Here is a 12,723-nt window from a genome sequence, read left to right on the forward strand (position 1 = left end):
GTGGGTTTCGTCGTATGGTCGAGCTATGAGCTCAGGTCCCGCGTCCGATCCGGTGCGTGTCGAGAAGGCGGGGCCGGTCACCACGGTGATCCTGAACCGTCCCCACGCGCGCAACGCCGTCGACGGGCCGACGGCCCGCGCCTTGGCCGAGGCTTTCCGCGCGTTCGACGCCGACCCGACCGCCTCGGTGGCGGTGCTGTGGGGCGAGCACGGCACGTTCTGCGCGGGTGCCGACCTGAAATCGCTCGGCACCGATCGCAGCAACCAGGCGACGCCCGACGGTGACGGACCGATGGGCCCGACCAGGATGCGGCTGTCCAAACCGGTGATCGCCGCGGTGTCCGGGCACGCGGTAGCCGGTGGGCTCGAGCTGGCGCTGTGGTGCGACCTGCGGGTGGCCGAGCAGGACGCCGTGTTCGGCGTGTTCTGCCGCCGCTGGGGTGTGCCGCTCATCGACGGCGGCACGGTGCGTCTGCCGCGCATCGTCGGCGAGGGGCGGGCGCTGGACATGATTCTCACCGGTCGGCCGGTGAGCGCGCCCGAAGCATTGCAGATGGGGCTGGTCACCCGGGTGGTTCCCACCGGGGATGCGCGCCGGGTGGCCGAGGAGCTGGCCGGGCAACTCGCGGCGCTCCCGCAGACCTGCCTGCGTTCCGACCGCGAATCCGTGTACGACCAGGTCGGTCATTCCGAGGACGAGGCGCTGCGCATCGAATTCGCGCACGGCGTCAAGGCTCTCGCCGACGGTGCGTTGGAGGGTGCGGCCCGCTTCGCCGCGGGCGCGGGCAGGCACGGCGCCGCCTCCACGTCGTAATGGACCGCCTGACCGTCGTCGACGAGATCTTCCTGCGTACCCATCGAGGAATGGGCACGCCGATCGCCCTGCAGGGACTGTGGCGAACGCCGGACACGATGGATCCGGCTCTGCTGCGACAGATCCACCACGAGCTGAGTCGTGGTCCGCTGGGCCGCAGAGTCGTCCGCGCCCGCGTCCCCGGCGCCCGCCGTACCTGGCAGCCCACCGTCCGCGCCCACCCGCTCGACTACGTCGCGGCCGATGCCCACCGTGAGCCCCTGCGTGCGGTGGAAATCCTGCCGTGGGCCGATACGCTCGGCACCGACCTCGATCCCGAGTTCTTCCCCGGTTGGCGGTTGTCGGCGGCGCCTCTGGCAGACGGCGGAACCGTTGTCGCCCTGACCTGTTCGCACGCCCTTGCCGACGCACGCGGACTGATCCACGCCGTCGCACTGGCCTTGCGATCGCTCAACGGCGCACCTACGGAAGATGCGTCGACTGCGGTCGCCTCCATCTCACGACACCAGCGCCGCGAACGGTCCGCGGACGAGGCCCGTTCGGACTGGGCCGATGCTCGGACGCAGTGGGCAACGGTGCTCGGCGGGACTGCGCGAGCACTGCGCAACGGGGTTCCCCGACCGCCCGAGACCATCGTTCCCTCGGCAGCTCCAGGTCGCACCGTCCGCAGCTCCCTGCTGGCTTTCGATGCGGCACAATGGGATTCCGTCGCGGCGGAAGCGGGTGGCACGCCGAACAGCCTGTTCATCCACCTGGTCGCGAGCATTCTGTGGGAGAACGGCTTCGGTGACGACACCATCACCGCGAGCCTGCCGGTGGACACCCGGGACGAACCACGCGTGGACAACGACCTCGCCGTGACCGAGATCCGGATCGACCACGCCGACACCCCGGAGACGATCCGCGTCAAAGCCCGCGACGCCTATCTACGCCGCATGTCGGCGCCCGCCGGGCTGCCCGAGGAAATCCTGCAGGTACTCCCTGATCGCTTGGCGTACAAGCTCAGCAAAGGTGCTGGTGAGCGCGACATCCTGTGCTCGAATATCGGCACAATGCCCGACGCCCTGAGTACCGTCGGCCCGCACGAATGCACTCGCGTGGCCGCCCGCGCGATCCATCCGGGCATCACGGATTTTCCACGTACTCGCCTCTCGGGTTACCTCTCGCGCCTCGCCGACACCTACACGCTGGCGCTGGTCAGCTTGGATACACACGAATCACTCACCGCGGCTGCGGATCGCGTGCTGTCGAAGGCCGGGTTGCCCGCCGAGACCTGGTGAGATCGCATGGCCTCCGGGTTGCGGGAACTCATTTCGCCGTCATACCCACGAGCAAAACCCTCAGCCCCCAGACGAATTGGTCGACGGATGTCCACGCCGCGATCTCGTCCACATGCGCGGCGGTACGCGTCCAGCGATCCACGTCCAGGTCCCTGAGCTGCTCGCGGCGCCGCGCGATCCGTTCCGAATCAGTTGGCAGCGGCGGTATTCCGTCGGTCTCCGCGATATCGAGCGCCGTGGAACCGAGGACATAGACGAGCACCGCGTACACGCCGTGTGCCCGCATCTGCGTATGCAGACCGCCGCGCGCGAAGCAGGCGAACAACGCCTCCTCGATATCGCGTGCGGCGGGCCCGTCCGCCGCCGGACCGTCGTGCGGACCCGACATCATCAGCACCGCGACCGCCGGATGCTCCCACAGCCGCGACCGCATACTCAGCGCCAACTGGATCACCGCCGAGACCCACTCGACACCCCGGTCGTAGAGCGGCCCGAGCCGCACCTTCGAGAGCACGCGTTCGATGGCTGCCCGTTCCAGCCCGCTCCGATCGCAGGCCAGCGCGGCCGGGTCGACGCCGAGGCGCGCGGCCACCGCCTCGACCGTGAGCGCACCCGCCCCACCCTCGTCGAGCACTGCCAGGGCCGCGTCCACCACCCGATCCTCGGTGCACGACAACTGTTCGGGCGGCTCGCCCCCGCTGAGCGGACTCGACGGCATAGGCCGGACTGTACCGAGCGCGCGCCCGCCCACCGAGGTGCCACGACGAGCGAATCGCACGACTCCATCGCCGCACTGCGCGACCTGATCGAATCACCGACGTCCCGCCGCAGCGGCCTGTGGAACGTCGACACCTTCCCTACCGAAGCGCGACCGGCTCGCCGAATCCACGCGGTCGGCGACTCCGGCGGGCACCTCGATCCCAGGCTCCAGGTCCGCCGACGGCACCGGCGCACCCCACACCTGCCGCAGCGGTAGCTCCCCGGCCCATACCCCACCTGCGGCGATGTCGTCCTCGTCGTCCTTCGGCCCGCCGGTCCGGACTTTCACCGACGCCTCGGTGAGGTCGAGGGCCAGCACCATCGTGGCCGCCATCTCCTTGCGGCTGGGTGGGCGGACACGGTCCCAGGACCCGGGCGCCGCATGCTCGACGATCACCCGCAGCGCTTCGAGACGTTCGTCCTCGTCGGTGACGAGTTCGGCCTGCCCACGCACGACCGCCGACCGGTAGTTCATCGAGAAGTGCATGGCGGAGCGGGCATAGATCAGGCCGTCGACGTGGGTCACCGCGATGCTGATGTCGGCGCCGATGGCGGCGCGCATATTGCCCGCGCCGGTGGAACCGTGCAGGTAGATCGTGTCGCCAGCGCGGCCGTACACGGTCGGCAGCACCACCGGCGAACCACCGAGCACCACTGCGAGGTGGCAGATCAGTCCCGCGTCGAGCACCGCGTCCAGTTCGGCCCGATCGCTGCGGGCGCGTTCCTTGGATCTGGTCACCGTGGTGCGCGGGGTCGGGGACAGCGGCGTTCTGGTGTGCGTGCTCATAAGATGAGCATCGCCGCACGATTGGCCCTCGCACAGGTCCAATTCGATGCGGGAACAACAGTCCAATCAAAGGTGGGCGATGCTCGACGACTTCCCGATCCCGCTCGACCGCTCCGCCACCGAACCCCTGTCGGTGCAGGTGGCCGAGGCCCTGCGCACCGCCGCGACCACCCGCGTCCTGCGCGTCGGCGACCGGCTCCCGCCCTCGCGCACCCTCGCGCAACGGCTGGGCGTGAGCCGGGCCGTGATCGCCGCCGCCTACGACCAATTGCACGCCGAAGGCTGGCTCACCGGTCGACGCGGCTCCGGCACCTACCTGAGCACCGCCCCCGCGACAGCACCGCCGAGCACCGTCGCGAGGAAGGGCATCGAGGACGAACCGACCCTGCTCGACCTCGCCGCGGGCGCACCGTGCATCGAGGCACTCGACCGCGCGGCCTGGCGCCGCGCGTGGCGCTCGGCCGGTGACCGCGCACCCGAGGCGCGCAAGGATCGAGCGGGCGAGCCCGGCTATCGCGCTGCCGTCGCCGAGCATCTGCTCCGGCATCGCGGACTGGCCGCGGGCGCGGCGTCGGTGGTACTGGCGACCGCGGGCACGAGCACCGCCGTCGGCGAACTCGCCGCGGCCCTGCTCAGTCCCGGCGACACCGTGGCCATCGAAGACCCCGGCTATCTGCGGGCGGTCGGTGCGTTCCAGGCTGCGGGGATGAGGGTGCTCCCGGTGCCCGTCGACGCGCACGGGCTGTGTGTCGACCGCATTCCGGCGGGTGTCCGTGCCGTGTATTGCACACCGGCACATCAGTTCCCGATGGGCGCGCGGATGCCTGCCGGGCGCCGGGTGGAACTGGTCGAATTCGCCCGCAGCACCGGCACTCTGGTCATCGAGGACGACTACGACGGCGAATTGCGCTACGACACAGCGCCCTTGCCTCTGCTGGCAGCGATGGCGCCGGACGTGGTGGTCCACCTCGGCACCACGAGCAAGATCATCGCCCCCACCCTCGGTGTCGGCTGGCTCGTCGCCCGTCCCGACATCACCGAGGCCGTCCTCGCGCACCGCGCCCGCATCGGCAGTTCACCGAGCCCGGCCGGCCAACTGGTGCTCGCCGAATTCGCCCGCAACGGCGACCTCGCCCGGCATCTGCGTCGCCTGCGCCGGGTGGTCCCGCCACGGCGCGCTCTGCTCGTCGGTGAGCTCGCCGACCGGGGCCTGCCGGTCCTCGGTGACGATGCCGGGTCGCATGTGGTCGTCGAACTGCCCGACGCCGCCGCCGAGGCCGCCGCGGTCGAGGCCGCCCGAAACCGCGGAGTCCTGCTCGACGGGCTGGCCCGCCACCACCTCGCCACGCCGCACAGGTTCGGTGTCGCCCTCGGCTACACGGCCCTGACCAGCACCGAATTGGCCCGGGCCGTCCCGATCGCGGCCGACTGTCTCGCCGCCCATGTCACCCGGCGGTCGTAGCATGGACCACGACCCCGCGCGGGTCGCGGTTCGCCCGGCACTACCCCTCCGAGAATCGAAGTGGTGAGCACATGACCGATCAGGACATCCTGGCCAAGATCAAGCAACTGGTCGACGAAGAACACGAACTGCGGTCCAAGGCGACGGCGGGCGAGATCGACCCGGTCAGCGAGCGCAAGCAGCTCGCCCAGCTGGAAGTGATGCTCGACCAGGCCTGGGATCTGCTGCGGCAGCGCCGCGCCCGCGCAGGCGCCGACGCCTCTCCCGATGACACCCAGATGCGCTCGCCCCGTGAGGTCGAGGGTTACTTGCAGTGACCGACGAGTACGACGTCATCGTGATCGGTGGCGGCCCGGCGGGCGAGAACGCCGCCGCGTACGCCATCGCGGGCAGCGACCGCACCGCCGCGCTCGTGGAACGGGAACTGTTCGGCGGCGAATGCAGCTACTGGGCGTGCATTCCCAGCAAGACACTGCTGCGCACAGGCGCCGTGCTCGATCTCGCCGCCGGGTTGCCCGGGCTGACGGCGAGCGGCCCCGAGGTGGCCGATGTGCTGGCCCGCCGCGATACCTTCGTCCACCATCGCGACGACACCTCCCAGGTCGACTGGGCGAAATCCGCCCGCATCGACCCGATCCGCGGTGCGGCCAGGCTCGCCGGGGAGCGGCGGGTCGAAGTGCACACCGATGCGGGGGTGCGGGAACTGCGCGCCAGGCACGCCGTCGTAATCGCCACCGGAACAACAGCCGCGATTCCCGACATTCCCGGTCTGCGCGATGCCCTGCCTTGGACCTCGCGCGACGCCACCAATCTGACGGTCGTACCGCGCCGGGTCGCGATCATCGGCGGCGGTGTCGTCGCGTGCGAGGCGGCGACCTGGCTGATCGAACTCGGCGCGGCCGAGGTGACCATGCTGGTGCGCGGTGACCGGCTGCTGCCACGGGTGGAGCCCTTCGCCGCCGAGCTGGTGCTGCGAGGTCTGCGCGACAAGGGCGTCGAGGTTCGCTTGAACACCGAGCCGCTGATGGTGTCGCGTCGCGACCCCGCCGACACCGGGGTCGGCCGCATCCACGGCGGCCCGGTCACCCTGGTGCTCGACAACGGTGAGCTGGAGGCCGACGAGCTGGTCGTCGCGACCGGCCGCGCACCCGCGACCGACGACCTCGGCCTGGATACCGTCGGCCTGTCGGCAGGCTATCTCGACGTCGATGATCACCTGACTGTCCGCGATGTTCCCGGTGAATGGCTGTACGCGGTGGGCGATGTGAACCACCGTGCGGCACTGACACATATGGGCAAATACCAGGCCCGCGTGTGCGGGGATGTCATCGCCGCTCGCGCACAGGGATCGCCGCTGGACAAGAGCCGCTACACCGCGAGCGCCGACCACGAGCAGATTCCCCAAGTCGTCTACACCGCACCGGAACTCGCCGCCGTCGGACTCACCGAGCAGCAGGCCCGCAAGGCCGGATACGCGGTCGACACCGTCGAAATGGATATCTCGGTAGCCGGTTCCGCATTGTCGCGCGACGATTTCCACGGCCGCGCGAAGATCGTCGTCGACACCACCGAAAACCGCCTTCTGGGCGCCACTTTCGTCGGGCCCGACATGGGCGAACAATTGCACGCCGCCACCATCGCGGTGGTCGGGCGGGTCCCACTGGACACCCTGTGGCATGCGGTACCCGCGTTTCCCGCGGTCAGCGAATTCTGGTTACGGCTGCTGGAAACCTGGCGGGACCGCTGACTACTTGAGCAACCGCGACATCCGCCGGTCGGCGAGCACCTTGCCGCCGGTCTGACAGGTCGGGCAGTACTGAAAAGAGCGCTCCGCGTAGGACACCTCGCGTACCGTGTCGCCACACACCGGACACGGCTGCCCGGTCCTGGCGTGCACCCGCATGCCGGATCGCTTCTCCCCCTTCAACCGGGCCGCGTCCTGCCCGGTCGAACGGTCGACGGCGTCGAGCAATACCGAACGCATGGCCGCGTACAACTGCGAAACAGTTTCCGCGGGCATCGTTTTCGTATTCGCGAACGGCGAAATGCGTGCGGTGTGCAATATCTCGTCGGAATAGGCGTTGCCGATCCCGGCCAGCAGGGTCTGATCCACCAGCGCGGTCTTGATGCGTTGCGATGTGCCGTGCAGCAGGGCCGCGAATTCGTCCTCGGTCACCGCGAGCGCGTCGGGACCGAGCCGGGCGATGCCCGGAACCGACTGCGGATCTTCCACGACATACACCGCGAGGCGTTTCTTGGTTCCCGCTTCGGTGAGGTCGATGGCGGGTGTCGCGCCTTCGGGAGTGAAGAAATGCACGCGCAAGGCGAGCGGACTTTTGCCGCCGGGCTTGGGCGGCAACGGATTCGGTTCGTCGACCCACCGCAACCAGCCGCCACGTGACAGATGGGTGATCAACCACAGCCCACCACAATCCATTCCGAGAAACTTGCCCCACCGGCCCGCACCGGTCACGTCCCGGCCGGACAGCGCGGTCACCGGCGGATCGAATGTTTTCACCGCACTCAACGCGGCCACGTCGACGCGACCCACCACCGCACCGACCGCATGATCCCGGAGGAACTGCGCCAACGCCTCTACCTCGGGTAACTCGGGCACAAGCGTCAGTCTAGCTATTCGGAACGCAACAGGTAGACGTCCATGATCCAACCCTTTTCGGCGCGCGCTCGCGCACGACGTTCGAGAATGGATTTCTCCACCTCGCGCAGATTGCCTTCGATCAATATCTCGTCGGGCATACCGAGATAGGCGCCCCACCAGATGTGGATATCGTCGCCGGGCACCTCGATGAACGAGCATTCGCCGTCGAGCATCACCACCGTCGAACCCGGACCGAGGCCTTCTTCGCGCAGTTTGCGCCCGGTGGTGATGTGCACGGGTTCACCGATGCGATGCAGCACCACCCGGTGGGCGGCGGCCAGTGCCGCGACGCTGGTGACACCGGGAATCACCTCGTAATCGAACCGAACCCGCCCGCGGTCGAGCACCCGCTCCACCATGCGCAGGGTGCTGTCGTAGAGGGCCGGATCACCCCAGACGAGGATCGCGCCGTCGCCGTCCACCTGCTCGAAGGCCTCTTCCAGCAGCACCGCGCGCCGTTCGTGCCAGTCCTGCACCACACCGGTGTAGTCGGCGGGTGCGCGGTCGCGTGGCGGGTCGGCGATCTCGAGCACCCGGTGCGGGCCGTCGACGTACTCGCGCAGGATCGCGGTGCGCACGTCGACGAGTTCCTGCTTCTCGGCGCCCTTGCCGATCACGAAGAACGCCTCGGCCCGCCGCATGGCCTTGACTGCCTGCATCGTCACCTGGTCGGGGTCGCCGGCACCGATACCGATCACGTAGAGCTTGCGCATACGCGCAGAGCTTGCCAGGTGCGCACAGCAGTAGAATCGGCAGGCGTGGCCACCCCTGATACGCAGTACGAAGATCTGCTCCGGCGCGTGCTCGAACACGGCACGCCGAAAGCCGATCGGACCGGCACCGGCACCCGAAGCATCTTCGGCCATCAACTGCGCTACGACCTGGCCGAGGCGTTTCCGCTGATCACCACCAAGCGGGTGCACCTGAAGTCCATCGTCTACGAGTTGCTGTGGTTCCTGCGCGGCGACTCCAACGTGTCGTGGCTGCGCGAGCACGGCGTCACCATCTGGGACGAGTGGGCGGACGCGGACGGCGAGCTCGGCCCGGTGTACGGCGTGCAGTGGCGTTCCTGGCCGACACCCGACGGCACCCACATCGACCAGATCGCCCAGGTGCTGCACACCCTGCGTACCGACCCGGATTCGCGCCGGATGATCGTGTCGGCGTGGAACGTCGCCGACCTGGACAAGATGGCGCTCGCCCCCTGCCACGCCTTCTTCCAGTTCTATGTCGCCGACGGAAAGCTGTCGTGCCAGCTGTACCAGCGCAGCGCCGACCTGTTCCTCGGTGTGCCGTTCAATATCGCCAGCTACGCGCTGCTCACCCTGATGGTCGCCCAGCAGACCGAGCTGGAGCCGGGCGAGTTCATCTGGACCGGTGGCGACGTGCACATCTACGACAACCACGTCGACCAGGTGCGTGAACAGCTCACCCGCGAGCCCTACCCCTTCCCCAGCCTGCACCTGCGCCCGGCCACCAGCCTGTTCGACTACGCCTACGAGGACATCGAACTGTCCGGGTACCAGCACCACCCGGCCATCAAGGCGCCGGTGGCAGTGTGAGCAACCGCATGATCGGCCTGATCTGGGCGCAGGCCAACGACGGTGTGATCGGCGTCGACAACACCATCCCGTGGCGGCTACCCGAGGACATGGCCAATTTCCGCGAGACGACCACCGGCCATCCGGTGATCATGGGCAGGCGTACCTGGGACTCCCTGCCCGCCGCCTTCCGGCCGCTGGCCGGTCGACGCAATATCGTCGTCACCCGCCAGTCCGACTGGGCCGCCGAGGGCGCCGAACGCGCCGCCTCGCTGCCCGACGCGCTGGCCATGACCGGCACCGCCGACACCTGGATCGCGGGTGGCGGCGAGATCTACCGCCAGGCGCTGCCGCTGGCGACCACGCTGCTGGTCACCGAGGTCGACACCACCGTGGCAGGCGATGCTTTCGCCCCGGTCATCGGCCCGGAATGGCAGGCACCGGACACCCCGTGGCGCACCGCCGAAAACGGCCTGCGCTACCGCATTCGGCACTACGTCCGGCAGTGACAACACGTCGCTAACGGTCGCGGCAAAACGCCCGGGCGCGGGTGTGATGTCGGGCATACTCCCAGGCGAAGACCTGCCCGCGAGAAGCCTGCGAAAGGCGCGTTCCCATGGACAAGAAATCGCTGACCGCGGTGGCCCGTCAACAGTTGAAGCTGGCGGCCACCTCGACGAGTGGTCGGAGTTCGCAAACCCTCATCGGCGGCCACACCCACGCCCTGCGCCAGACCGTCGTCGCGCTGGCCGAAGGGCAGAGCCTGGCCGAACACGACAATGCCGGCGACGCCACGATCCAGGTCCTCACCGGCACGCTCGTACTGATCGCGGGCACCGACGAGTGGAAGGGCTCGGCAGGCGATCTGATCGTGGTTCCGCGCGCCCGCCACAGCGTCAAAGCCATCGACGACGTGACCTTCCTGCTCACCGTCGCCAAATAAGTACCTGTCGGTACGGCGTCGTACTCTGGACGCCATGGGTGAGCCACAACCGATTCTCGATCCACTGTCGCCTGCCGCGCTCTTCCTCGTCGTCACCATCGACGAGGGCGGCGAATCGGTGGTGCGCGATGTGCTCGCCGATATCAACGGTTTACGGCGATCGGTCGGATTCCGGGTGCCCGGCGAGGGCCTGAGTTGCATCACCTCGATCGGTTCCGCCGCGTGGGACCGCCTGTTCGCCGGGCCCAAACCGGCTGAGCTGCACGAGTTCCCGGGATACAGCGGTCCGGTGCACAGCGCGCCTGCCACCCCCGGTGACCTGCTCTTCCACATCCGCGCCGAAACCCAGGGCCCGTGCTTCGAATTGGGCATGGTGATCGCCGAACGGCTGCGTGGCGCGGCGACGGTCGTCGACGAGGTGGTCGGTTTCCGCTACTTCGAACAGCGCGACCTGCTCGGCTTCGTCGACGGCACGGAGAACCCCGAGGGTGGGGCCGCGGCAGCCGCTGCCCTGATCGGTGCCGAGGACCCCGAATTCACCGGGGGCAGTTACGTGATCGTGCAGAAGTACACCCACCCGCTCGACCAGTGGAACGCCCTGTCGATCGAGGAGCAGGAGCGGGTGATCGGGCGCACCAAGCTCGGCGACTACGAACTGCCCGACGATGTGAAGCCCGCCGATTCGCATGTGGCGGTGAACACCATCGTCGACGACGACGGCACCGAACGCCAGATCGTCCGTGCCAACATGCCTTTCGGCTCGGTCGCCGACGGCGAGTTCGGCACCTACTACGTCGCCTACGCCGCCACCCCGAGCGTCACCGAGCGGATGCTCGAGCGCATGTTCCTCGGCACCTCCGAAGCCGCGTACGACCGCATCCTCGACTTCTCCGTCGCGGTCACCGGCACCCTGTTCTTCACCCCGACCGTCGATTTCCTCGACGATCTGCCCGACGCGCCCGCGAACATCGCCGACGAGGCGGAATCCGGACCGTTGCCCGAGATAATTCCGGTGGAACGGGCAAATACCTCCGCAGCGGGTTCCGACGGCGCCCTCGCCATCGGCTCGATGAAAACTCGATGAGAAGGAGTATCCGAATGAACAACCTGCATCGCGAACTCGCGCCGATCACCGACGAGGCCTGGGCCGAGATCGAGGAGGAGGCCACCCGCACGTTCAAGCGCAATATCGCCGGACGCCGCGTGGTCGATGTCTCGGGCCCGCACGGCGTCGGCTACTCGGCGCTCAACCGCGGAAGGCTCACCCCGATCGACTCCCCCGACGACGGTGTGCAGGCACACCAGCGCGTGGTGCAGCCGCTCGTGGAACTGCGGGTGCCCTTCACGTTGAAGCGCTCCGAACTCGACGACATCGAACGCGGCGCCCCCGACGCCGACCTCGACAACCTCAAAGACGCCGCTCAGAAGATCGCCTTCGCCGAAGACCGCGCGATCTTCGAGGGCTATGCCGCGGCAGGCATCACCGGCATCCGCGCCGCCTCCTCCTGCACCCCGATCACGCTGCCGAGCAATGTGGTCGACATCCCCGACGCCATCTCGCGGGCCCTCACCGGTCTGCGCCTGTCCGGCGTGCAGGGCCCCTATTCGGTGCTGCTGAGTGCCGAGCTGTACACCAAAGTCAGCGAGACCTCCGACCACGGCCACCCGATCCGCACCCACATCGAGCGCCTCATCGACGGCGAGATCATCTGGGCACCGGCCATCACCGGTGGTTTCGCCCTCACCACCCGCGGCGGCGACTTCGAACTGGCCATCGGTCAGGACCTGTCGATCGGTTACCTCAGCCACGACGCCGAGACGGTCCAGCTGTACTTCCAGGAGACATTCACCTTCCTGGTCGAGACCTCCGAAGCAGCGGTATCGCTCGGGTCGTGAGCCCGATCGCGTGACCGGCGCTAGGGTTGGCCACGAATCGTGAGAGGGAGGTCCGCATGGCCGACGTGCGTGCCGGGGTCGTGCCCGCGAGCAGGAGCCTGTTCTACTGCCTGATCGGGCTGCTGGTCACCATCGGGATCGCCGGGCTGATGGTGGCGATGTTCGGCGCCAACCGGGTGGTGACCGGCCTGCTGGTCGGCGCCGTCGGCGGGGTGGCGGCGGGTGTCGCACTGTTCGTCCGCGATGTCGTCGAGCTCACCGAGCACGGCATCTACGTGCGAACCCCGTTCCGGTCGGCCACGGTGCCGTGGGACCGGGTGGTGGCCGGGCGGTTCACCCTCGACGAACGCGGCCGCTGGACACTCGCCCTGGACCTCACCGCGAACGGCGACGAACTCGTGCTGCTCTCGATCCCACCGGTCATGGGCCCGGTCTCGGGCGCCTACGACATGCGCAAGCGGGAACAGGTGAACGAGATCCGGGAGATGTTGCGAGCCAAGCGGATTCCGATCACGGTGCTACCCGAGATCGCCGCCGCCCTCAACGAGCACTGGCAGATCGCCCCGCCGACCTCCCGCTGAC

Annotated in this window: 15 protein-coding genes; 11 read left to right on the forward strand and 4 right to left on the reverse strand. The window is 68.6% G+C overall.

Annotated features, from left to right (window positions below; all coding sequences use genetic code 11):
• The first annotated feature begins 25 nt into the window (after positions 1-25).
• Together ACWEVR_RS07295 and ACWEVR_RS07300 are read left to right on the forward strand one after the other, a co-directional pair.
• The gene (locus ACWEVR_RS07295) at positions 26-814 is read left to right on the forward strand and encodes a crotonase/enoyl-CoA hydratase family protein (RefSeq protein WP_452466197.1); all 789 of its coding nucleotides are present in this window, start codon (positions 26-28) and stop codon (positions 812-814) included.
• Positions 814-2,094, forward strand: a complete 1,281-nt coding sequence (locus ACWEVR_RS07300) for a hypothetical protein (protein WP_452466198.1) — start codon at positions 814-816, stop codon at positions 2,092-2,094. The genes ACWEVR_RS07295 and ACWEVR_RS07300 overlap by 1 nt, the downstream gene beginning before the upstream one ends.
• Positions 2,095-2,122: 28 nt before the next feature.
• Here the strand turns inward: ACWEVR_RS07300 and ACWEVR_RS07305 are convergent, their stop codons facing one another.
• Entirely contained in the window at positions 2,123-2,812 is a 690-nt protein-coding gene (locus ACWEVR_RS07305; RefSeq protein WP_452466199.1) for a TetR/AcrR family transcriptional regulator, read from the reverse strand.
• Between the two features lie 93 nt (positions 2,813-2,905).
• Positions 2,906-3,640: a pyridoxamine 5'-phosphate oxidase family protein gene (locus tag ACWEVR_RS07310; RefSeq protein ID WP_452466200.1), complete on the reverse strand. Its 735-nt coding sequence runs from the start codon at positions 3,638-3,640 to the stop codon at positions 2,906-2,908.
• A gap of 79 nt (positions 3,641-3,719) precedes the next feature.
• On the opposite strand from ACWEVR_RS07310, the gene pdxR reads away from it, so the two are divergent.
• From pdxR to ACWEVR_RS07325, 3 genes are all read left to right on the forward strand, one after another.
• The gene (gene pdxR / locus ACWEVR_RS07315) at positions 3,720-5,102 is read left to right on the forward strand and encodes a MocR-like pyridoxine biosynthesis transcription factor PdxR (protein WP_452466201.1); all 1,383 of its coding nucleotides are present in this window, start codon (positions 3,720-3,722) and stop codon (positions 5,100-5,102) included.
• Positions 5,103-5,173: 71 nt separating this feature from the next.
• On the forward strand, positions 5,174-5,419 hold the full coding sequence (locus ACWEVR_RS07320; protein ID WP_452466202.1) for a DUF2630 family protein: 246 nt from the start codon (positions 5,174-5,176) through the stop codon (positions 5,417-5,419).
• Positions 5,416-6,849, forward strand: coding sequence for a dihydrolipoyl dehydrogenase family protein (locus tag ACWEVR_RS07325; protein ID WP_452466203.1), 1,434 nt, complete (start codon positions 5,416-5,418; stop codon positions 6,847-6,849). Before ACWEVR_RS07320 ends, ACWEVR_RS07325 begins: the two co-directional genes overlap by 4 nt.
• Here the strand turns inward: ACWEVR_RS07325 and ACWEVR_RS07330 are convergent, their stop codons facing one another.
• Positions 6,850-7,719: an Fpg/Nei family DNA glycosylase gene (locus ACWEVR_RS07330; protein WP_452466204.1), complete on the reverse strand. Its 870-nt coding sequence runs from the start codon at positions 7,717-7,719 to the stop codon at positions 6,850-6,852. It lies immediately after the preceding gene.
• 14 nt (positions 7,720-7,733) lie between these two features.
• Entirely contained in the window at positions 7,734-8,474 is a 741-nt protein-coding gene (cobF, locus tag ACWEVR_RS07335) for a precorrin-6A synthase (deacetylating) (protein WP_452466205.1), read from the reverse strand.
• A gap of 45 nt (positions 8,475-8,519) precedes the next feature.
• Here cobF and ACWEVR_RS07340 point away from each other — a divergent pair, with 45 nt between their 5' ends.
• From ACWEVR_RS07340 to ACWEVR_RS07365, 6 genes are all read left to right on the forward strand, one after another.
• On the forward strand, positions 8,520-9,323 hold the full coding sequence (locus ACWEVR_RS07340; protein WP_452466206.1) for a thymidylate synthase: 804 nt from the start codon (positions 8,520-8,522) through the stop codon (positions 9,321-9,323).
• Positions 9,320-9,811: a dihydrofolate reductase gene (locus ACWEVR_RS07345; RefSeq protein ID WP_452466207.1), complete on the forward strand. Its 492-nt coding sequence runs from the start codon at positions 9,320-9,322 to the stop codon at positions 9,809-9,811. Before ACWEVR_RS07340 ends, ACWEVR_RS07345 begins: the two co-directional genes overlap by 4 nt.
• Positions 9,812-9,918: 107 nt before the next feature.
• On the forward strand, positions 9,919-10,245 hold the full coding sequence (locus ACWEVR_RS07350; protein WP_067485336.1) for a cupin domain-containing protein: 327 nt from the start codon (positions 9,919-9,921) through the stop codon (positions 10,243-10,245).
• Positions 10,246-10,279: 34 nt separating this feature from the next.
• Positions 10,280-11,329, forward strand: coding sequence for a Dyp-type peroxidase (locus ACWEVR_RS07355; protein WP_452466208.1), 1,050 nt, complete (start codon positions 10,280-10,282; stop codon positions 11,327-11,329).
• 14 nt (positions 11,330-11,343) lie between these two features.
• The gene (locus ACWEVR_RS07360) at positions 11,344-12,141 is read left to right on the forward strand and encodes a family 1 encapsulin nanocompartment shell protein (protein ID WP_452466209.1); all 798 of its coding nucleotides are present in this window, start codon (positions 11,344-11,346) and stop codon (positions 12,139-12,141) included.
• 56 nt (positions 12,142-12,197) lie between these two features.
• Entirely contained in the window at positions 12,198-12,722 is a 525-nt protein-coding gene (locus tag ACWEVR_RS07365) for a PH domain-containing protein (RefSeq protein WP_452466210.1), read from the forward strand.
• Position 12,723: the final 1 nt, after the last annotated feature.

This window comes from Nocardia sp. NPDC003979 (assembly GCF_053605015.1).

Bases quoted from the DNA above. Each gene is read 5' to 3' on its own strand.
- ACWEVR_RS07360 (WP_452466209.1), top strand. From the start codon at position 11,344: ATGAACAACCTGCATCGCGAACTCGCGCCGATCACCGACGAGGCCTGG.
- ACWEVR_RS07320 (WP_452466202.1), top strand. From the start codon at position 5,174: ATGACCGATCAGGACATCCTGGCCAAGATCAAGCAACTGGTCGACGAA.
- ACWEVR_RS07365 (WP_452466210.1), top strand. From the start codon at position 12,198: ATGGCCGACGTGCGTGCCGGGGTCGTGCCCGCGAGCAGGAGCCTGTTC.
- ACWEVR_RS07295 (WP_452466197.1), top strand. From the start codon at position 26: ATGAGCTCAGGTCCCGCGTCCGATCCGGTGCGTGTCGAGAAGGCGGGG.
- ACWEVR_RS07300 (WP_452466198.1), top strand. From the start codon at position 814: ATGGACCGCCTGACCGTCGTCGACGAGATCTTCCTGCGTACCCATCGA.
- ACWEVR_RS07355 (WP_452466208.1), top strand. From the start codon at position 10,280: ATGGGTGAGCCACAACCGATTCTCGATCCACTGTCGCCTGCCGCGCTC.
- cobF (WP_452466205.1), bottom strand. From the start codon at position 8,474: ATGCGCAAGCTCTACGTGATCGGTATCGGTGCCGGCGACCCCGACCAG.
- pdxR (WP_452466201.1), top strand. From the start codon at position 3,720: ATGCTCGACGACTTCCCGATCCCGCTCGACCGCTCCGCCACCGAACCC.
- ACWEVR_RS07310 (WP_452466200.1), bottom strand. From the start codon at position 3,640: ATGAGCACGCACACCAGAACGCCGCTGTCCCCGACCCCGCGCACCACG.
- ACWEVR_RS07350 (WP_067485336.1), top strand. From the start codon at position 9,919: ATGGACAAGAAATCGCTGACCGCGGTGGCCCGTCAACAGTTGAAGCTG.
- ACWEVR_RS07305 (WP_452466199.1), bottom strand. From the start codon at position 2,812: ATGCCGTCGAGTCCGCTCAGCGGGGGCGAGCCGCCCGAACAGTTGTCG.